This is a genomic window from Streptomyces flavotricini (assembly GCF_020639365.1).
Lineage (GTDB): Bacteria > Actinomycetota > Actinomycetes > Streptomycetales > Streptomycetaceae > Streptomyces > Streptomyces flavotricini.
In genome coordinates, this window is the sequence record NZ_JAINUL010000001.1 from 2926451 (window position 1) to 2944830 (window position 18380).

Consider the following 18380-nt stretch of genomic DNA (forward strand, 5'->3'; position numbering starts at 1 on the left):
GAACACCTGCTCAAACCGATCCGACAGCTGATCGAATCCGTCAACGACACCCTCAAAGGCCAACTCGACCTCGAACGCCACGGCGCCAGAACCCCAGCCGGAGTCCTGGCCCGCGTCGGACAACGCATCCTGGCCCTGACCGCCGCCATCTGGCACAACCGAGCCAACGCCACACCCCTGACCAGATCACTCATCGCCTACGACCACTGACCAAGACTTCGGACTTACTCGTCTAGTAGGCCGCGCCGTTCGGACGGCCGGACGGACACAGACACGGCGCAGGGCCGGGACCGGGCAGATGCTGCCCGGTCCCGGCCCTGCGCCGTATGCCCCGCGTGCGGGCCCGCCGCGTCAGACGCGCTCGCGTACGTGCGTGTGCGAGGACGACCCGCCGTCGTAGTCGTACTCGGAGCCGGAACCGCTCCCCGGGTCCCCGAGCAGGACACCGGCGATGACGAGCCCGATCATCAGCAGGCTGAGCAGGATGCCGATCGCGCCCAGGATGATGCCGGCCAGGGCCATCGGGCCGTTGTCCGCCTCGCCGCGCTGGGCCTTGCCGCGGCCCAGGACACCGAAGATGACCGCCGGGACGCCGAACAGGAGCCCCAGGTAGCAGGTGACGACGCCGATGATGCCGAGCACGAGGGCGGTGACCCCGAAGCCGTTGCTCTTCTGCGGATACCCGGGGTACCCCGGGTATCCCGCGTAACCCGGGTACCCCTGCGGGCCCGGGTGGCCCGGGTGGTGGCCGTACGTCGGCTGCGCCGGCGGCGGTCCGGGGTACGCGTAGCCCCCCGGGTCCGGCTGCGCCGGGTAGCCGTAGGCGGGCGGCAGCGCCGGGCCGGGTATCTGCGCCGGCGGGGTGTCGCCCCCCGGCATCCCCGCGATCGTCTGCTGGTCGTGCACGGACGGCGGTCCCGGAACCCCCGGTGTGGCCTGCGGTTTCCCGAGCTCCACCGCCGGCCGCTCCGGCGGCGCCCACGGGTCGTTCGGCTCGGGGCTCTGGTCGGTCATGCGGCGCCCCCCTCTCGTACGCCCATGCTAAGTGCTGTCACCGACGGTCCCGGAGCTGCCTACGATGAAGCCCGATCTGTCCGCACCCCGTCCTCCCGGAGGCTCTCCGATGCCCGACCTGACCCCCTTCATCGCGGGGCTGCCCAAGGCCGAACTCCACGTCCACCACGTCGGCTCGGCCTCCCCGCGCATCGTGGCCGAACTCGCCTCCCGCCACCCCGACTCCGCGGTCCCCACCGACCCCGAGGCGCTGGCCGACTACTTCACCTTCACCGACTTCGCGCACTTCATCGAGGTCTACCTCTCGGTCGTGGACCTGGTCCGCACCCCCGACGACGTACGCACCCTGACCTACGAAGTCGCCCGCGACATGGCCCGGCAGAACATCCGCTACGCCGAGCTGACCATCACCCCGTACTCCTCCACCCGCCGCGGCATCGACGAGAAGGCCTTCATGGAGGCCATCGAGGACGCGCGCAAGGCCGCCGAGACCGAGCTCGGCGTCATCCTGCGCTGGTGCTTCGACATCCCCGGCGAGGCCGGCCTGGAGGCCGCCGCCGAGACCGCGCGCCTCGCCGTCGAACTGCGCCCCGAGGGCCTGGTCTCCTTCGGCCTCGGCGGCCCGGAAATCGGCGTCCCGCGCCCGCAGTTCAAGCCGTACTTCGACGCCGCCCGCGCGGCCGGCCTGCACAGCGTGCCGCACGCCGGCGAGACCACCGGCCCCGAGACCATCTGGGACTCCATCCGGGAGCTGGGCGCCGAGCGCATCGGCCACGGCACCAGCGCCACCCAGGACCCGGAGCTGCTCGCCCACCTCGCCGAGCACCGGATCGCGCTGGAGGTCTGCCCGACCTCCAACATCGCCACGCGCGCCGTGACCGACCTGGACCGCCACCCCGTCAAGGAGATGGTGCGGGCGGGCGTGCTCGTCACCATCAACAGCGACGACCCGCCGATGTTCGGCTCCGACCTCAACAACGAGTACGCGGTGGCCGCGCGCCTCCTCGACCTCGACGAGCGCGGGCTCGCGCAGCTCGCGAAGAACGCCGTCGAGGCCTCCTTCCTGGACGAGGCCGGCAAGGCGAAGCTCAGCGCGGAGATCGACGCGTACACCGAGGCCTGGCTGGCGCGCTGACGGACCGCCGGCCGCCGGGAACGCCGACAATGGCGGTCATGCGCACCCTGACTGCCGTCGGCCACCGCGGCGATCCCTACCGTGTCCGTGAGAACACCCTGCCCTCGATCCGCTCGGCCTTCCTCCGCGGGGCGGACGCCGTCGAGATCGACGTACGGCTGACCCGCGACGGGCAGCCGGTCCTGCTCCACGACGAGACGCTCCAGCGGCTGTGGGGCCATGACGTGCGGCTCGACGCCGTCACGGCCCCGCAGCTGAAGGAGTTGACGGGCGGGCGCGTCCCGACACTGCGCGAGGCCCTCATGGCGGCGGGCGCGGGCCGCGTGATGATCGACCTGCCCGGGGCCACGGCGGAGGCCGTACGGACGGTCGTCGGCCAGGTCCGGGAGTGCGGGGCGCGCGACCGTACGTACTACTGCGCGGGACCGGACACGATGCTGGCCGTGCGCGCCGCCGATCCGGGGGCCGAGATCGCGCTGACGTGGACCACGCTGTCGCCGCCGCGCCGCGTGCTGATCGACGCGGTGGCGCCGGCCTGGCTCAACTACCGCTTCGGGCTGGTCGACCGGGAGCTGACGGACGCCCTCCACAAGGAGGGCCTGCTGGTCTCGGCCTGGACCGCGGACACGACGTGGGCGATGCGCAGGCTGATCGCGGCCGGGGTGGACTCCGTCACCACCAACCGGGTGGCCGCACTGGCCCGCGTACGGGCGGAACCCGCCGGTCCCGGCCGGTGATACGGGTCTGGGGGGAGCGGATCCGGCGGGCGGATCCGCGGTGGCAGGACCTCGGACTGACGTTGCTGGTCCAGGTGGCGACGACGATTCCGTTCGTCGTGCCGCGCGATCCGCTGGACTCGCCGGCCACGTGGCCCGCATACATGCTGACCACGCTCGGCAATGTGCCGCTGGTGTGGCGGCGGCGGGCGCCCGTGCCGGCGATCTTCGGGATGGTCGCGGCGGGGACGCTCTACGCACTGGCGCTGGACGGCCCCGGTCAGCCGCTGCCGTACGCCCCGCTGATCGGCGTGTACACGATGGCCCTGCTGTGCCCGGCGCGGGTACGGATCACGATGGGCGTGACCCTGACCGGGCTGATCCTGGCCTCCGTGGCGCTCAACACGGGGACGGCCAGGGAGTTGCTGTTCGCGCTGTTCGTCTTCGCGGCCGCGTACGCGCTGGGGCGGCTGCAGTACACCCGGCAGGCGTACACGGAGGCGGTCGAGGCGCGGGCCGCGGAGTTGGAGCGGGCGAACCGGATCGAGGCGGAGCAGGCGGCGGCGCGCGAACGGGCCCGCATCGCCCGGGAGATGCACGACATCCTCTCGCACGCCGTCAGCATCATGATCGTCCAGGCGGAGGCCGGTCCGGTGGCGGTGCGCAGGGCCCCGGAGCGGGCGGAGGCGGCCTTCGACGCGATCGCCGAGACGGGGCGGGACGCGATGGCGCAGCTGCGGACCATGCTGGGGGTGCTGCGGACGGACCGGGCGGCGGCGCCGCAGGCCGCTCCGCGGTCGCCGCAGCCCGGGATCGAGGAGCTGGCGGGACTGGTGGAGCGGGTCCGCGGCAGCGGGCCGCGGGTGTCGTACGAGCGGACGGGGGCGGTGCGCGCGCTGCCGGCGGCACTGGAGGCGACGGTGCACCGGGTGGTGCAGGAGGCGCTGACGAACGTGGTGAAGCACGCCGGGGCGTCGCAGGTGTCCGTGTGCCTGGAGTACGGGCCGCGGGCGCTCACGCTGACGGTGACGGACGACGGGCGGGGGCCCGGACCCGCGGCGACGGCCGCTGCCGGTGGGCACGGGCTGATCGGGATCCGGGAGCGGGCGGCGGCGCACGGCGGTACGGCGCACCACGGTCCCGGCCCCGGTGGCCTGGGGTTCTCGCTGCGCGTCGTCCTTGTAACCTCGCCGTTGGAGGTGGGGAGTTGACGATCCGTGTGGTGGTGGCGGACGACCAGGAGCTGGTGCGCAGCGGATTCGCGATGATCCTGGACGCGCAGGAGGACGTCGAGGTGGTCGCGGAGGCCGGGGACGGCGCGGCGGCGGTGTCGGCGGTGCGGGAGCTGCGGCCGGACGTGGCACTGCTGGACGTCCGGATGCCGGTGCTCGACGGGATCGAGGCGTGCCGGGCGATCACGGCCGGGAGCTCGTGCCGGACGGTGATGCTGACGACCTTCGATTCGGACGAGTACGTGTACGAGGCGCTGCACGCGGGGGCGAGCGGGTTCCTGCTGAAGGACGTGCGCCGGGACGATCTGGTGCATGCCGTACGGGTGGTGGCGGCGGGCGATTCGCTGCTGGCGCCTTCGGTGGCGCGGCGGCTGATCGAGGAGTACACGGCGGTGACGGCGCGGCCGGCGGCGGCGGGGGCGCTGCCCGCGCAGCGGCTGGAGGTGCTGACGGCGCGGGAGCGGGAGACGCTGCTGCACCTGGGGCGGGGGCTGTCGAACGCGGAGATCGCGGCCGCGCTGGTCGTGAGCGAGCACACGGTGAAGTCGCATGTGGGGAACGTGCTGGCGAAGCTGGGGCTGCGGGACCGGATCCAGGCGGTGATCTGCGCGTACGAGACGGGCCTGATCGGGGTGGGGCACGGGGTCGGGAGCGGGGTTGGGAGCGGGGTCGGGAGCGGGACCGGCTCGGAGGTATCTCCCTCCGGGGAGTGAGAGGGGGACGGGCTTCTCCCTCGCGCCGGTGAGTTGTCGTACCGGTGAAGACCCCTCTCGGGGGTGATCCGCGGCAACCCCTGTGACCTGCAGCATTGAGTCATCGGGGCTGTTGGGGCCCTGGCCGGCTCACAGGGGGTTCCCGCCATGGACGTACGTACGCGCACACTGATCGCCACCGCCTTGGTCCTCGGTATCGCGGCCGGGCCGACCGTCGCCCGGGCCGCTCCGGCTCCGGCGCCCGGCGCGGTGACCGCGCGGGTGTCGGCGGGGACCGCGGCTCCGCCCCTCTACACGAGCCCGCCTGATGCGGCAGCCTTGCGAAAGGCGATCGCGGGGGTCGGCGCCGACAACAAGGACGCGACGGCCGCGCTGGTCCGCGTCGGCGGTACGAGCGGCCGGTGGGCGGGCAGTTCGGGTGTGGCCGATGTCCGCACACGGCGGAAGGCGTTCGAGGAGGCGCGGTTCCGGGCGGGTTCGGTGACCAAGACCTTCACGGCGGCGGTGGTCCTCCAACTGGCCGCCGAGGGCAAGGTCGATCTGGACCGGCCGGTGCAGCAGTACCTTCCGGGGCTGCTGCCGTCCGGCCCGGGCGGCTTCGAGCCCATCAGCGTGCGGCAGCTGCTGAACTACACGAGCGGCATCCCCGCCGCCGAGGGCCCGGGGGACTCGTTCGAGGCGCAGTACGCGCACCGGTTCGACGTGGTCGATCCGCATGCGCTGATCGCCCAAGCGGTGTCGAAAGGACCGGAGTTCCGGCCGGGCGAGCGGCAGCACTACCTCAACATCGACTACACGGTGCTGGGCGTGCTGATCGAGAAGCTGACGGGCGCGTCCTACGAGCAGGCCCTGTCCGCGCGGATCCTGAGGCCTCTGGGCCTGCACGGGACTTCGGTTCCGTCGCGTACGGAGAACCGGATCGCGGGCCCGCACCACCACGGGTACCAGGCGGTGGCGAAGCCGGGCGCCGGTACCTCACTGGTGGACGTGACGGAGTGGAACTCCTCGTCGAACTGGGCCGCCGGGGACCTGATATCGACGACGGCGGACCTGGAGAGGTTCACCGAGGCCCTGTTCGCCGGGCGCGTGGTGCCGAAGGCGCAGCTGGAGGAGATGTTCACGGTGCCTGCGGTGACCGACTTCGAGTCCGGGGAGGACGCCGTGCAGACCGCGGGGATGAAGCGGTTCGCCTTGGCGGACGGCACGGTGGTCTACGGCAAGACCGGCTCCCGCTTCGGGTACAGCACCGTGATCGGCGGGGCGCGCGATCTCTCCCGCACCCTCGTCTACTCCGTCAACTCCACCGATGCCAAGGGCCTGGACATGAACCAGGTGGCCTACGGGATCGTCGCGGCGGCCTTCGCCCGGTAGCCCTCGCCCGGCATGGCCTCCAGGCGCTTGATCATGCGGCGGAGCACCAGCAGGGGTATGACCCCGAAGACGCCGAACGAGATGTCGATGAGGCTCCACCCGAAGGGGATGGCCCGGACGGGGCCGCAGATCAGGGCCAGCGGGATCACGCCGGCACAGGCGATCATGCCGGCTTCGACGATCCAGATGTTGCGGACGGGGTCGCGGTGGACCCCGTAGAAGAAGACCGCGATCACCAGGTGGGCGAAGGCGAGCCAGTCGGTGCCGTAGAGGAGGAAGGGGTGGTCCCGGTCGGCCTGCTCCAGTCCGGCCCCCACCCGTCGCAGCCACTCGTGGGACACCAGTGAGTTGGCCCAGTGGAGTTCGCTGACGAGGGGGAATGCCGTGAGGCCGCTGAGCACGAGGCAGACGATGAACAGGATCAGCCAGGCACGGATCCGCCGCTGAAGGGCGCTTCTCTCGCTCATGGAAGGAAGCGTACGCCTGTTTCTGAACGCGTTCAGCCAAGTTGCTGAACGCGTTCAGTTCTACGGCGGGACCGTGACCCTTCCGGCGCCGACCGGCGCTCAGAGGCCGACGATGGCGTTCCAGCGCTGGGCGAGGGAGCGGCGCTCGGCCGAGGAGATGTCCCGGGCCACGACCAGCCGCTTGCGCATCTCCTCGTCGGGGAAGATCAGCGGGTTCTCGGCGAGTTCGGCGGTCTCCTTGTCCTCCGAGGCGGCCAGGACCTCGCGGGCGGCCGGGACCGGGCAGACGTAGTTGACGGCGGCGGCGAGCTCGGCGGCCACCTCGGGTTCGTAGTAGTAGTCGACCAGTGCCTCGGCATTGGTCTTGTGCCGGGCCAGGTTGGGGACGAGCAGGCTCTCCGCCCAGAGCTCGGCGCCCTCCTCCGGGACCACGAACCGGATGTCGGGATTGTCGGCCTGGAGCTGGATGGCGTCGCCGGAATACGCCTGGCAGGCCAGGACGTCACCCTTGCTCAGGTCGGAGGTGTAGTCGTTGCCGGTGAAGCGGCGGATGTGCTTCTTCTTCACCATGTTCTCCACCTGGTCGCACATCCGGTGGAAGTCGGACTCGGTCCACCGGGTGACGTCCACCCCGTTGCCCTGCATCAGCAGGGCGAAGGACTCGTCCAGGCCGGAGAAGAGGGTGACCTTGCCGGCCAGGTCCGGGTGCCACAGGTCCTTGACCGACTTGATCTCCCGCCCCAGCGCCTTGTGGTTGTAGGCGATGCCGGTGATCCCCGACTGCCACGGGACGGTGTGCAGGCGGCCCTCGTCGAAGGCGGGGGACCGCAGCTGCGGGTCGAGGTGGGCCGCCACGTTGGGCTGCGCCGAGCGGTCCATCTTCTGGGCCCAGCCCAGGTGGACGAAGCGGGCGGCCATCCAGTCGCTGACCACCACCAGGTCGTGGCCGGTCTCCTGGTGGTTCATCAGGGCCGGGCTGACCTTGCCGAAGAACTCGTCGTTGTCGTTGATCTCCTCGGTGTACCGGACCTCGATGCCGGTCTTCTCCGAGAAGGCGTCCAGCGTGGGCCGGCGCCCCTCGTCCTCGTCGTCGGTGTCGATGTAGAGCGGCCAGTTCGAGAAGGCGACCCGCTTGTCCCGGTCGGAGCGGTCCGGGCCCTCCCGCCGGTCCTCCGGGACGAAGGCGGCGGGCACACCGCAGCCGGTCAGGGCCGCGAACAGGCCGGCGGCACCGAGGCCGCGCAGCGCCGCGCGGCGGGAGAAGGCGAGTTCAGGCATGGGCAAAGCCTCGGCGAACGGAGGAGGGCGGGCAATAGACATGTTGTCTACTGCCCGCCCCCTCAAGCCCCTTCGGTGATCGATGCGATCCCCGCGGAGACCGATCAGCCGTCGAGCGAGGTCATCACGTGCTTGATGCGGGTGTAGTCCTCGAAGCCGTAGGCGGAGAGGTCCTTGCCGTAGCCGGACTTCTTGAAGCCGCCGTGGGGCATCTCGGCGACGAGCGGGATGTGGGTGTTGATCCACACGCAGCCGAAGTCGAGGTTCTTGGACATGCGCATCGCGCGGCCGTGGTCCTTGGTCCACACCGAGGAGGCGAGGGCGAACTCGACGCCGTTCGCGTACTCCAGGGCCTGGGCCTCGTCCGTGAAGGACTGGACGGTGATGACGGGGCCGAAGACCTCGTTCTGGATGATCTCGTCGTCCTGCTTGAGGCCCGAGACCACGGTCGGGGCGTAGAAGTAGCCCTTGTCGCCGACCTGGTGGCCGCCGGCCTCGACCTTGGCGTGCGCCGGGAGGCGCTCGATGAAGCCCGCGACCTGCTTGAGCTGGTTCGGGTTGTTCAGCGGGCCGTAGAGCACGTCCTCGTCGTCCGGCTGGCCGGTCTTCGTGTCGGCGGCGGCCTTGGCGAGGGCGGTCACGAACTCGTCGTGGATGGACTCGTGCACGAGTACGCGGGTCGCGGCGGTGCAGTCCTGGCCGGCGTTGAAGTAGCCGGCGACCGCGATGTCCTCGACGGCCTTGGCGATGTCGGCGTCCTCGAAGACGACGACCGGGGCCTTGCCGCCGAGCTCCAGGTGGACGCGCTTGACGTCCTTCGAGGCGCTCTCGGCGACCTGCATGCCGGCGCGCACCGAGCCGGTGATGGAGGCCATCGCCGGGGTGGAGTGCTCGACCATGGCCTTGCCGGTCTCGCGGTCACCGCACACGACGTTGAAGACGCCCTTGGGCAGGACCGAGTCGATGATCTCGGCCATCAGGACGGTCGAGGCCGGGGTGGTGTCCGAGGGCTTGAGCACGACGGTGTTGCCCGCGGCGATCGCCGGGGCGAACTTCCACACGGCCATCATCATCGGGTAGTTCCACGGCGCGACCTGGGCACACACACCGACCGGCTCCCGGCGGATGATCGAGGTCATCCCTTCCATGTACTCGCCGGCCGAGCGGCCCTCCAGGAGGCGGGCCGCACCCGCGAAGAAGCGGATCTGGTCCACCATCGGCGGCAGCTCCTCGCTGGCCGTGAGGCCCAGCGGCTTGCCGGTGTTCTCCGATTCGGCGGCCACGAGCTCGTCCGCGCGCGCCTCGAAGGCGTCCGCGATCTTGAGCAGGGCCTTCTGGCGCTCCGACGGGGTGGTGTCGCGCCAGCCCGGGAACGCGGCCGCGGCGGCGGCCATGGCGGCGTCGACATCGGCCTGGCCGGAGAGCGGGGCGGTGGCGTACACCTCGCCGGTGGCGGGGTTGACCACCTCGGTGGTCCGCCCGTCGGCGGCGTCCTTGAACTCTCCGCCGATGTAGTTGCGCAGACGACGCAGTTCGGTGGTCACTCCAGCCACACTCCTGATCACATGTCCAACGATTGAGACGAATCCCAATCCTAGCCCCTAGGCGGACGCTTTCGGCAGGGCCAGACGCCACCAACTACGGAATCAGTGAGATCCAGGATCTCAAACAACGGATTTCATCGATTCCGTCTTGCGGAACAGACGACTCCTCGTGCACAGTGAGGTCGTGGTCAGTCGAAGCGCAGATTCCAGGAACAGACAACCGTCCCCTTCGGTCGATGCTGTGTCCCTGGCGATCATCGAGCAACTGCAGGAGGACGGTCGCCGCCCCTACGCAGCGATCGGCAAGGCCGTCGGCCTGTCGGAGGCGGCCGTGCGCCAGCGCGTGCAGAAGCTGCTCGACCAGGGCGTCATGCAGATCGTCGCCGTCACCGACCCGCTCACCGTGGGCCTGCGACGCCAGGCCATGGTCGGCATCAACGTCGAGGGAGACCTCGACCCGGTGGCCGACGCACTGACCCAGATGGCCGAGTGCGAGTACGTGGTCATGACCGCGGGCTCGTTCGACCTGATGGTGGAAATCGTCTGCGAGGACGACGACCACCTGCTGGAGACGATCAACAAGAAGATCCGCGCGCTCCCCGGCGTGCGATCAACCGAAAGCTTCGTTTATCTGAAGCTGAAGAAGCAGACCTACATGTGGGGAACTCGATAGCCCGTGAGCCAGGACCTCTCCAAGACCGCGTACGACCACCTGTGGATGCACTTCACCCGCATGTCGTCGTACGAGAACTCCCCCGTCCCCACCATCGTGCGGGGTGAGGGCACCTACATCTTCGACGACAAGGGCAAGCGCTACCTGGACGGTCTCGCCGGACTGTTCGTGGTCAACGCCGGTCACGGCCGCAAGGAACTGGCCGAGGTCGCCTACAAGCAGGCGCAGGAACTCGCCTTCTTCCCCATCTGGTCGTACGCGCACCCCAAGGCCGTTGAGCTCGCCGAGCGCCTCGCCGACTACGCCCCGGGCGACCTGAACAAGGTCTTCTTCACCACCGGTGGCGGCGAGGCCGTCGAGACCGCGTGGAAGCTGGCGAAGCAGTACTTCAAGCTGCAGGGCAAGCACACCAAGTACAAGGTCATCTCCCGTGCGGTCGCCTACCACGGCACCCCGCAGGGCGCCCTGTCCATCACCGGCCTGCCGGCCCTGAAGGCCCCCTTCGAGCCGCTGGTGCCCGGTGCGCACAAGGTGCCGAACACCAACATCTACCGCGCCCCGATCTACGGCGACGACCCCGAGGCCTTCGGCCGCTGGTGCGCCGACCAGATCGAGCAGGAGATCCTGTTCGAGGGCGCCGACACCGTCGCCGCCGTCTTCCTGGAGCCGGTGCAGAACGCCGGCGGCTGCTTCCCGCCGCCGCCCGGGTACTTCCAGCGGGTCCGCGAGATCTGCGACGAGTACGACGTGCTCCTCGTCTCCGACGAGACGATCTGCGCCTTCGGCCGCCTCGGCACGATGTTCGCCTGCGACAAGTTCGGCTACGTGCCGGACATGATCACCTGCGCCAAGGGCATGACCTCGGGCTACTCCCCGATCGGTGCCTGCATCGTCTCGGACCGCATCGCCGAGCCGTTCTACAAGGGCGACAACACCTTCCTGCACGGCTACACCTTCGGCGGACACCCGGTGTCCTCCGCGGTGGCGCTCGCCAACCTCGACATCTTCGACAAGGAAGGCCTCAACCAGCACGTGCTGGACAACGAGGACGCCTTCTTCTCGACGCTGAAGAAGCTGCACGACCTGCCCATCGTCGGCGACGTCCGCGGCAACGGCTTCTTCTACGGCATCGAGCTCGTCAAGGACAAGGTCACCAAGGAGTCCTTCACGGACGAGGAGACGGAGCGCGTGCTCTACGGCTTCCTCTCCAAGGCGCTCTTCGAGAACGGCCTGTACTGCCGGGCCGACGACCGCGGCGACCCGGTCATCCAGCTGGCCCCGCCGCTCATCGCGGACCAGGGCACCTTCGACGAGATCGAGGGCATCCTGCGCTCCGTGCTCACCGAGGCGTGGACCAAGCTGTAAAGAGCGGTGCCGACGAGCAGCAAACAGTCCGAACCACACGGCCCGGATCCCCCGTTCGAGTGAGAACGCGGGGGTCCGGGCCGTGTGCTGTCACCATCCAAGACGTTCATCTCTTTACATCTCAGTGCGGCGCCAGTGACCGAACCGGTTCCGCTTCGTTCCCCCGGACGGAGGTGTACGCCATGGTGGCTCCACCGGACAACGCCCCACCGGACAATGACGTCCTCTGGGCACGGTCCGTTCACTACTCCCACAGCGGTTCGCCCGGCCTCATCGGGGTCTCGGTGGGCGTCCGCCAGGGCGAGGTCCTGGCCCTGACCGGCCCGCGCGGCAGCGGGAAGACCACCCTGCTGCGCTGCCTGTCCGGACACCTGGTGCCCGAGCAGGGCGAGATCTGGTTCAACAGCGTGCCCGTCCACACCATGGGGGCCCTGGCCCGCGAACGGCTGCGCCGCGACCGGTTCGGCTGGATCGGCCCCGATCCCCAGCTGCTGCCCGAGCTGAAGGTGTGGGAGAACGCGGCCCTGCCGCTGCTGATCTCCGGCGCCTCCCACCGCTCCGCCAAGGCCGCCGCCTGCGAATGGCTGGACCGTCTCGACATCGGCGCCTTCGCCCGCAAGCGCCCCGGAGCGCTGACCCGCGCCGAGTCCCAGCGGGTCGCCCTCGCCCGGGCCCTGGTCAAGGAGCCCGCGGTCGTCTTCGCCGACGAACCCACCGCCCCGCTGCACCGCGCCGAGCGCGCCCTGCTGCTCCGTACCCTCACCACCGCGGCCCGCTCGCACGGGATCACCGTGCTGCTGGCCACCCACGAGGAGGAGGGCGCGGCCGTCGCCGACCGCCGGGTCGAACTGCTCGACGGGCGGCCCGCCGCGGCCGCCGTCAGCGGCGCCACCGCCGTGAACGGTGCCGGCGGTCCGTCCGACGAGACCCCGGAGGGCCAGGCCGCGTGCTCGCTCTCCGCCTAGTCCGCGGCTCCCGCCCGGTCGTCCAGCTGCGCCGGCTGCTGGTCGCCGCAGCGAGCGCCGGTACCGGATTCGTCCTGCTGTACGTGCTCGCCGGGGCCACCGCCCGGCCTGCCGGATCGTTCCCGCGCCTGCTGTGGGCCCTGGTCCCGCTCGCCGTCACCGCGCAGTTCGCGGTCGCCGTCGCCCGGACCGACCCCGCGACCCGGCCCCGGGAAGGACTGGACGCGGTGGGGCTCGGCCCCGTGCAGCGCGTCCTCGTCGCGGCGGTCTCCACCGCCATCGCGTGCACCCTGGGCAGCGCCCTGGCCCTGGCCGCCTTCCTGCACCTGCGGGGCGAGCTGACCGGGCTGCCCTTCGACGGAGCCGGGGCCGGACTGCTGCACGCCGACCGGCCGGTGCCCGTGGCGGCCGCCCTCACCCTGCTGGCCCTCGTCCCGCTGAGCGCCTGCGCCGCAACGGCCCTCGCCCTGCGCCCGCACCCACCGCTGGCCCCGCAGACCGCCCTGCCCTGGGGCATCGCCCTGACCGCCTGCGGACTGGCCGTCGAGGCGTACGCGGGCCCCGGCGGCGCCGGGATGCCGGTCGGCTGGGCGCTCACCGCCGTCGGGCTCTCCCTTGCCGGACCGGGGATCGCCTACGCCTGCGGGGCCCTGGTCCAGGCGGTCCGCCCCGGCGCCATGCGGCTGCTCGCCGGCCGGACCCTCCAGGAGGAGGCGCCCCGGCTGGGCCGGCCCCTCGGGGTGCTGTGCGCGGTCGGCGCGGGCGCCCTCACCGCGGTGGCCCTGCGCGGGCGGGGCGGCTTCGGCGTCCCGCTGGGCCCGCTGACCGGACCGGCCTGCGCCCTGGTCGTGCTGTGCGCGGCCGCGACCCTGCTCACCCGGGCCGTCGAAGTCCGCCAGGACCGCTCGGCCACCCATGCGGCCCTGCGCGACCTGGGCGCTCCGGGCGCGGTCCTCCGTACGGCCGCGACGCTGCGCGCCACCGCCCTGGTGGCCGTGTGCGGACCGGTCGTGTGGGGTGTGGCACAGCTGACGTCGCTGGCGTTGACCCGCTGACGAGGGCAGCCCATAGGGTGGGCCGAATGGTCAACGCAGACAACGCAGACATCGAGATCGAGACGCTCGCCGAATTCGACCGGGTCGTGGCGCGCGGCTCGCTCAGCGGCTACCGGGTCCAGTCGGTCAACCTGCTGGAGCGCACCTTCGCCCTGCTGTCCGCCGACACCTCCGCGGCCGTCTTCCTCGGCTGCCCGATGGAGCCCGACGCCTCGGCGAAGGTGCGCGCGGACGGCGCGCTCGTCTTCCCGCCCGTCCCGGACCTGCCCTTCAACCCCTACCGCGGCCTGCTGTACACCGCCGACGAGCTGTTCACGGGGCTGTCCGCCGGATACGAGGCCACCCCGGACGCCCAGTCGTACGCCTGGTTCCAGGAGACCAAGGCGGACGGCGACGTCTTCTCCTCGATGCTGCGCTCCGTCCACGACGACACGATCTCCGACGCCCTCGACGAACACCTCGCCGGCGCCCGGGTGGTGGGCGTCATGGGCGGCCACGCGATGGCCCGCGGCGGCCTCGACTACCAGGGCGCGGCGGAGCTGGGACGGAAGCTGGCCCGGTCGGGACTGACGGTGGCCACCGGCGGCGGCCCCGGCGCGATGGAGGCGGCCAACCTCGGCGCCTACCTGGCGCCCGCCCCGGACGAGGCCCTGTCGGAGGCCCTGGAGATCCTGGCCAAGGCCCCCTCCTTCGCCCCCTCGGTGTCCGACTGGGCCCGGGCGGCCTTCGCCGTACGGGACCGCTGGCCCGGCGGCGGCGACTCGGTGGGCATCCCCACCTGGTTCTACGGGCACGAGCCGCCGAACGCCTTCGCCGGCAACATCGCCAAGTACTTCGCGAACGCCACCCGCGAGGACGGGCTGCTGGCCCGGTCCAACGCGGGCGTGGTCTTCCTGCCGGGTGCGGCGGGCACCCTCCAGGAGATGTTCGACAACGCGACGCCGAACTACTACGAGTCGCGGGGCGAGCCGACCCCGATGGTCCTGGTCGGACGTACGCACTGGACCGAGCACCTGCCGGCATGGCCGCTGCTGCAGGCGCTGGCGCGCGGCCGGGCGATGGAGTCGCGGATCGCGCTGGTCGACTCGGTGGAGGAAGTCCCCGCCGTACTCGCGGTGATGAACGCGAGGAATGAGACGAAGTAAAGGGCGGCCCGAGGCAACTTCCCGGCCCGATCGCACGTCTGCCATAGGTAATCAAAACGCAAAACCTGCCAGACGTGAACGGAGCCCTCGGTGCTCATAGGCCTGCTGACCGCGATCGCGGCGTCCATCTGCTACGGCACGGGGTCCGTCCTGCAAGCCGTGGGCTCGCGCAGGGCGGCCCGGATGTCCCCGGCCGCCGCGGGGGTGACCGCGCACGGCGGCCCGAACCTCTCGTCCACCGCGAAGGCGGCGATGACGTGGGAGTTCATCGTCGGCACCATCCTGGACTTCGTGGGCTTCGGGCTGGGCGCGCTGGCCGCCCGGCTGCTGCCGCTGTTCCTCTCCCAGACGGTGATCAGCGCCAACCTGGTGATCACGGCCGTCCTCAGCGTGAAGATGCTGGGCATCCGGCTGACCCGCAAGGAATGGACCTCGATCGGGGTCGTCTGCGCGGCCCTGGTGCTGCTGGCGACGGCGGCGGGCCACGAGGGCGGCCACCACGCCCCGATGTCCACGCACTGGTGGCTGTTCGCGGTGACCCTGCTGATCATCGCGGGCGGCACGGTGGCCGTACGCCTCCTGGGCTCCCGGGCCGCGATCCTGGCGGGCCTGCTGTCGGGGCTGGCCTTCGGCGCGCTGGGCGTCGGCGTCCGGATCCTCGACGGCATCGACCCGTTCGACCTGGGCACGCTGCTCGCCGACCCGGCCCTCTACTCCATCGTGCTGGCCGGTGTCGGCGGCATGTACCTGCACACCGTCGCCCTCCAGATCGGCTCGGTGAACGGCGCGACGGCCGCGCTGGTCGTCGGCGAGACCGTACTGCCGGGCGCGATCGGCGTCCTGTGGCTGGGCGACGCCTCCCGCCCGGGCCTGGCCTGGCTGGCGGTCCTCGGCTTCGTCCTGGCCGTCACGGGCGCGGTGGCGGTCGCCTGGTACGGCAACCACGAAGGTGCGCAGACCCCGGCGGAGGAACCCGCTCCCGCCGCGGTCTGAAGGGCTTCCGGCGGCTACGCCGCCGGAAGCACGACCACCTCGGCCGGGGCGAACGCGACCGCGATCCGCTCCCCCACGGCCGGCGCCCCGGCCAGCCCGCACTCCGCCTCCAGCTCCGGCCCCGCCTCCGGCCGCAGCCGCAGGGCGACGTGCGTGCCGCGGAACGTCCGCGCGAGCACCTCGCAGCGGAGCCCGGCAGCGGCGAGCACCACCCCGGCCGGCCGGATCAGAATGCGCCGCTCCCCCTCCGGCGACCCGGCCGGCACCCGCACCTTCCCCCACGCGGTCGCCGCGGCCCCGCCCGCCACCACCGCCGGGATCACGTTCTCGAAGCCGAGGAACCGCGCCACGAACTCCGAGGCCGGCCGCTGCCACACCTCCAGCGGGGTCCCGGCCTGCGCGATCCGCCCTTCCTGCATCACCACCACCCGGTCGGCCAGTGCGAAGGCCTCCCCCTGGTCGTGCGTGACGGCCAGCACCGTGGTCCCCAGCCGGGAGAACAGCCCCCGAAGCTCCACCACCAGCCGCTCGCGCAGACCCCGGTCGAGCTGCCCCAGCGGTTCGTCGAGCATCAGCAGCCGCGGCGACGGGGCCAGCGCGCGGGCCAGGGCGACCCGCTGCTGCTCACCGCCCGACAGCGAAGCCACCGGGCGGCCCTGGGCCCCGGGGAGCCCGACCAGCTCCAGCAGCTCCGCGACCCGGGCCTCGTACGTGCCTCGCCCGGGCCCCGACGCGAACCCGCGCCGGGAGCCCCGCATGCGCAGCCCGAACGAGACGTTCCCGCCCACGTCCCGGTGCGGGAACAGCTGGTGGTCCTGGAACATCAGGCCGACCCCGCGCCGGTGCACCGGCACCCGGGCCTGGTCCTCCCCGCCCAGCAGGACCCGCCCCGCCGAGACGGGCTGGAGCCCGGCCACCACCCGCAGCAGGGTGGACTTGCCGCTTCCGCTGGGCCCGAGCACGCACACGATCTCGTGCTCGGCGACCTCCAGATCGACCGCGTCGACGACGGCGCGCTCGCCGAAGCGGACCGACACCCCGGCCAGTTCGAGCAACGTCATCAGAACTCTCCCGAGGTCTTGTCGGGGCGCAGCCGCTCCAGCACCAGCAGGGACACCGCGCACACCAGCATCAGAATCGTGCTCAGGGCCATCGCCTGCCCGTAGTTCATCTCGCCGGCCCGCCCCAGCAGCCGCGCCACGGCAACCGGCAGCGTCGGCCGGTCGGGCCGGGCGATGAAGACGGTCGCCCCGAACTCCCCCAGGGAGACGGCGAACGCGAAACCGGCCGCGATCAGCAGCGCCCGCCGCACCAGCGGCAGGTCCACCTCCCGCCAGGCCCGCAGCGGCGAGGCCCCGAGCACGGCGGCGGCCTCGCGCAGCCGCCCGTCCACCGCGCGCAGCACCGGCAGCATCGTCCGTACGACGAACGGCACACCGACCAGCGCCTGCGCGAGCGGCACCAGGATCCACGAGGTCCGCAGGTCCAGCGGCGGCTCGTCCAGGGTGATCAGGAACCCGAAGCCGACCGTCACCGCGGACACCCCGAGCGGGAGCATCAGCAGCGCATCGAACCCGCGCACGAACCGGCCCCCGCGCCGGGTCAGCGCCGCGGCCGCGAGCCCCCCGATCACCAAGGCGATGGCGGTGGCGGCGAGCGCGTACTGCAGGGAGTTCCAAATGGCCTCCAGCGGGGGCACCAGGAACGTTCCGCCGCCCGCGCCCACGTCCTGGAGCGCCCGGTAGAAGCCGAACCCGTACCCGCCGGGCGCGTCGAGGGAGCGCTCCACCAGCACCGCCAGCGGGGCCACGATCAGCAGCGCCACCGTCAGCAGCACCCCGCCCAGCAGGGCCCGCTGCCCCGGCCCGCTCGGCCGGTGCGCGGTCCGCGCCGGGTCGACGAGCCGCAGTGCGGTCTCGCGCCGGCGCACGGTCCACGCGTGGATCCCGAGGATCAGGCCGACCGCCACGAACTGGACCATCGTGAGGACGGCGGCCGTCGGCAGGTCCAGCAGCTGCGCGGTCTGCCGGTAGACCTCCACCTCCAAGGTGGCGTACGAGGGCCCGCCGAGGATCTGCACGACGCCGAAAGAGGTGAACGTGAAGAGGAACACCATCAGCGAGGCGGCGGCCACCGCCGGCCCGAGCGCGGGCAGCGTCACCCGCCGCCACGCGGCGAACCGCCCGGCGCCGAGCACCCGGGCGGCCTCCTCCTGGCGCGGGTCCAGCTGCGCCCAGAGCCCGCCGACCGTCCGCACGACGACGGCGTAGTTGAAGAAGACGTGCGCGAGCAGGATCGCCCACACGGTGGTGTCCAGCCGGACGCCCCACAGCTCGTCCAGCAGTCCGCCCCGCCCGACCAGCGCCAGGAAGGCGGTGCCGACCACCACCGTCGGCAGTACGAACGGGACCGTGACCACCGCCCGCAGCAGCTGTTTGCCGGGGAACTCGAAGCGCGCGAAGACGTACGCGCCGGGGAGTGCGATCAGGAGCGTGAGCGCCGTCGACGCGAACGCCTGCCAGGTGGTGAACCAGAGCACGTCGGCGATGTCGGGCCGGGCCAGCACCTCGCCGATCCGCCCGAACTGCCAGCCCTCGTCGGTCTTGATCCCGCGGCCGACGATCGCGGCCACCGGATACGCGAAGAACAGCCCGAAGAAGGCGAGCGGCACGGCCATCAGCAGGAGCCGGACGGCCGTACCGCGTGCGCTCTCG

At 71.8% G+C, this 18380-nt stretch carries 17 protein-coding genes and 1 pseudogene; 12 read left to right on the forward strand and 6 right to left on the reverse strand.

Annotation, left to right across the window (positions count from 1 at the left end; translation table 11 throughout):
- A pseudogene (locus K7B10_RS12880) lies at window positions 1-210 on the forward strand (IS982 family transposase); the annotation flags it as partial.
- A 141-nt stretch (window positions 211-351) separates the two neighbouring features.
- Here K7B10_RS12880 and K7B10_RS12885 read toward each other — a convergent pair.
- Window positions 352-1014 (reverse strand): DUF4190 domain-containing protein, encoded by a 663-nt coding sequence (locus K7B10_RS12885; protein ID WP_229336228.1) that lies wholly within the window; start codon window positions 1012-1014, stop codon window positions 352-354.
- A 109-nt stretch (window positions 1015-1123) separates the two neighbouring features.
- Between K7B10_RS12885 and K7B10_RS12890 the strand changes: the two genes are divergently transcribed.
- From K7B10_RS12890 to K7B10_RS12910, 5 genes are all read left to right on the forward strand, one after another.
- Window positions 1124-2149 (forward strand): adenosine deaminase, encoded by a 1026-nt coding sequence (locus K7B10_RS12890; protein WP_229336229.1) that lies wholly within the window; start codon window positions 1124-1126, stop codon window positions 2147-2149.
- Window positions 2150-2178: 29 nt separating this feature from the next.
- Window positions 2179-2886 carry a glycerophosphodiester phosphodiesterase gene (locus K7B10_RS12895; protein ID WP_229336230.1) on the forward strand — a complete coding sequence of 236 codons (708 nt, stop codon included), beginning with the start codon at window positions 2179-2181 and terminating at the stop codon, window positions 2884-2886.
- Window positions 2886-4076 carry a sensor histidine kinase gene (locus tag K7B10_RS12900; RefSeq protein WP_443735317.1) on the forward strand — a complete coding sequence of 397 codons (1191 nt, stop codon included), beginning with the start codon at window positions 2886-2888 and terminating at the stop codon, window positions 4074-4076. Before K7B10_RS12895 ends, K7B10_RS12900 begins: the two co-directional genes overlap by 1 nt.
- Complete coding sequence (locus K7B10_RS12905; RefSeq protein ID WP_229336232.1) at window positions 4073-4810, forward strand: response regulator; 738 nt, start codon at window positions 4073-4075, stop codon at window positions 4808-4810. Before K7B10_RS12900 ends, K7B10_RS12905 begins: the two co-directional genes overlap by 4 nt.
- Window positions 4811-4957: 147 nt before the next feature.
- Complete coding sequence (locus tag K7B10_RS12910) at window positions 4958-6181, forward strand: serine hydrolase domain-containing protein (RefSeq protein WP_229336233.1); 1224 nt, start codon at window positions 4958-4960, stop codon at window positions 6179-6181.
- On the opposite strand, the gene K7B10_RS12915 is transcribed toward K7B10_RS12910, so the two are convergent.
- From K7B10_RS12915 to K7B10_RS12925, 3 genes are all read right to left on the reverse strand, one after another.
- On the reverse strand, window positions 6148-6648 hold the full coding sequence (locus K7B10_RS12915; RefSeq protein WP_229336234.1) for a hypothetical protein: 501 nt from the start codon (window positions 6646-6648) through the stop codon (window positions 6148-6150). The genes K7B10_RS12910 and K7B10_RS12915 overlap by 34 nt on opposite strands.
- Before the next feature lie 99 nt (window positions 6649-6747).
- Window positions 6748-7926: an ABC transporter substrate-binding protein gene (locus tag K7B10_RS12920; protein WP_229336235.1), complete on the reverse strand. Its 1179-nt coding sequence runs from the start codon at window positions 7924-7926 to the stop codon at window positions 6748-6750.
- A gap of 104 nt (window positions 7927-8030) precedes the next feature.
- Window positions 8031-9470 carry a gamma-aminobutyraldehyde dehydrogenase gene (locus tag K7B10_RS12925; RefSeq protein ID WP_229336236.1) on the reverse strand — a complete coding sequence of 480 codons (1440 nt, stop codon included), beginning with the start codon at window positions 9468-9470 and terminating at the stop codon, window positions 8031-8033.
- Between the two features lie 169 nt (window positions 9471-9639).
- Here K7B10_RS12925 and K7B10_RS12930 point away from each other — a divergent pair, with 169 nt between their 5' ends.
- From K7B10_RS12930 to K7B10_RS12955, 6 genes are all read left to right on the forward strand, one after another.
- Window positions 9640-10143: an Lrp/AsnC family transcriptional regulator gene (locus K7B10_RS12930; protein WP_030298396.1), complete on the forward strand. Its 504-nt coding sequence runs from the start codon at window positions 9640-9642 to the stop codon at window positions 10141-10143.
- Window positions 10144-10146: 3 nt separating this feature from the next.
- Window positions 10147-11508, forward strand: a complete 1362-nt coding sequence (locus K7B10_RS12935; protein ID WP_030162551.1) for an aspartate aminotransferase family protein — start codon at window positions 10147-10149, stop codon at window positions 11506-11508.
- Window positions 11509-11690: 182 nt separating this feature from the next.
- A complete protein-coding gene (locus K7B10_RS12940) occupies window positions 11691-12473 on the forward strand; it encodes an ABC transporter ATP-binding protein (RefSeq protein WP_229336237.1) in 783 nt (260 codons plus the stop codon).
- The gene (locus K7B10_RS12945; RefSeq protein ID WP_229336238.1) at window positions 12455-13528 is read left to right on the forward strand and encodes a hypothetical protein; all 1074 of its coding nucleotides are present in this window, start codon (window positions 12455-12457) and stop codon (window positions 13526-13528) included. The genes K7B10_RS12940 and K7B10_RS12945 overlap by 19 nt, the downstream gene beginning before the upstream one ends.
- A 26-nt stretch (window positions 13529-13554) precedes the next feature.
- Entirely contained in the window at window positions 13555-14673 is a 1119-nt protein-coding gene (locus K7B10_RS12950) for an LOG family protein (RefSeq protein WP_229336239.1), read from the forward strand.
- A 90-nt stretch (window positions 14674-14763) separates the two neighbouring features.
- Window positions 14764-15666, forward strand: a complete 903-nt coding sequence (locus K7B10_RS12955) for a DMT family protein (protein ID WP_229336240.1) — start codon at window positions 14764-14766, stop codon at window positions 15664-15666.
- A gap of 14 nt (window positions 15667-15680) precedes the next feature.
- Here K7B10_RS12955 and K7B10_RS12960 read toward each other — a convergent pair whose 3' ends face one another.
- Both K7B10_RS12960 and K7B10_RS12965 read right to left on the reverse strand, forming a co-directional pair.
- Window positions 15681-16727, reverse strand: a complete 1047-nt coding sequence (locus K7B10_RS12960; RefSeq protein ID WP_229336241.1) for an ABC transporter ATP-binding protein — start codon at window positions 16725-16727, stop codon at window positions 15681-15683.
- On the reverse strand, window positions 16727-18343 hold the full coding sequence (locus tag K7B10_RS12965; RefSeq protein WP_229344985.1) for an ABC transporter permease: 1617 nt from the start codon (window positions 18341-18343) through the stop codon (window positions 16727-16729). The genes K7B10_RS12960 and K7B10_RS12965 overlap by 1 nt, the downstream gene beginning before the upstream one ends.
- Window positions 18344-18380: the final 37 nt, after the last annotated feature.

What these genes read in the sequence shown, in the direction of transcription:
- K7B10_RS12885 (WP_229336228.1), bottom strand. Translation starts at nt 1,014, where the DNA reads ATGACCGACCAGAGCCCCGAGCCGAACGACCCGTGGGCGCCGCCGGAG.
- K7B10_RS12890 (WP_229336229.1), top strand. Translation starts at nt 1,124, where the DNA reads ATGCCCGACCTGACCCCCTTCATCGCGGGGCTGCCCAAGGCCGAACTC.
- K7B10_RS12895 (WP_229336230.1), top strand. Translation starts at nt 2,179, where the DNA reads ATGGCGGTCATGCGCACCCTGACTGCCGTCGGCCACCGCGGCGATCCC.
- K7B10_RS12910 (WP_229336233.1), top strand. Translation starts at nt 4,958, where the DNA reads ATGGACGTACGTACGCGCACACTGATCGCCACCGCCTTGGTCCTCGGT.
- K7B10_RS12915 (WP_229336234.1), bottom strand. Translation starts at nt 6,648, where the DNA reads ATGAGCGAGAGAAGCGCCCTTCAGCGGCGGATCCGTGCCTGGCTGATC.
- K7B10_RS12920 (WP_229336235.1), bottom strand. Translation starts at nt 7,926, where the DNA reads ATGCCTGAACTCGCCTTCTCCCGCCGCGCGGCGCTGCGCGGCCTCGGT.
- K7B10_RS12940 (WP_229336237.1), top strand. Translation starts at nt 11,691, where the DNA reads ATGGTGGCTCCACCGGACAACGCCCCACCGGACAATGACGTCCTCTGG.
- K7B10_RS12950 (WP_229336239.1), top strand. Translation starts at nt 13,555, where the DNA reads ATGGTCAACGCAGACAACGCAGACATCGAGATCGAGACGCTCGCCGAA.
- K7B10_RS12960 (WP_229336241.1), bottom strand. Translation starts at nt 16,727, where the DNA reads ATGACGTTGCTCGAACTGGCCGGGGTGTCGGTCCGCTTCGGCGAGCGC.
- K7B10_RS12965 (WP_229344985.1), bottom strand. Translation starts at nt 18,343, where the DNA reads ATGGCCGTGCCGCTCGCCTTCTTCGGGCTGTTCTTCGCGTATCCGGTG.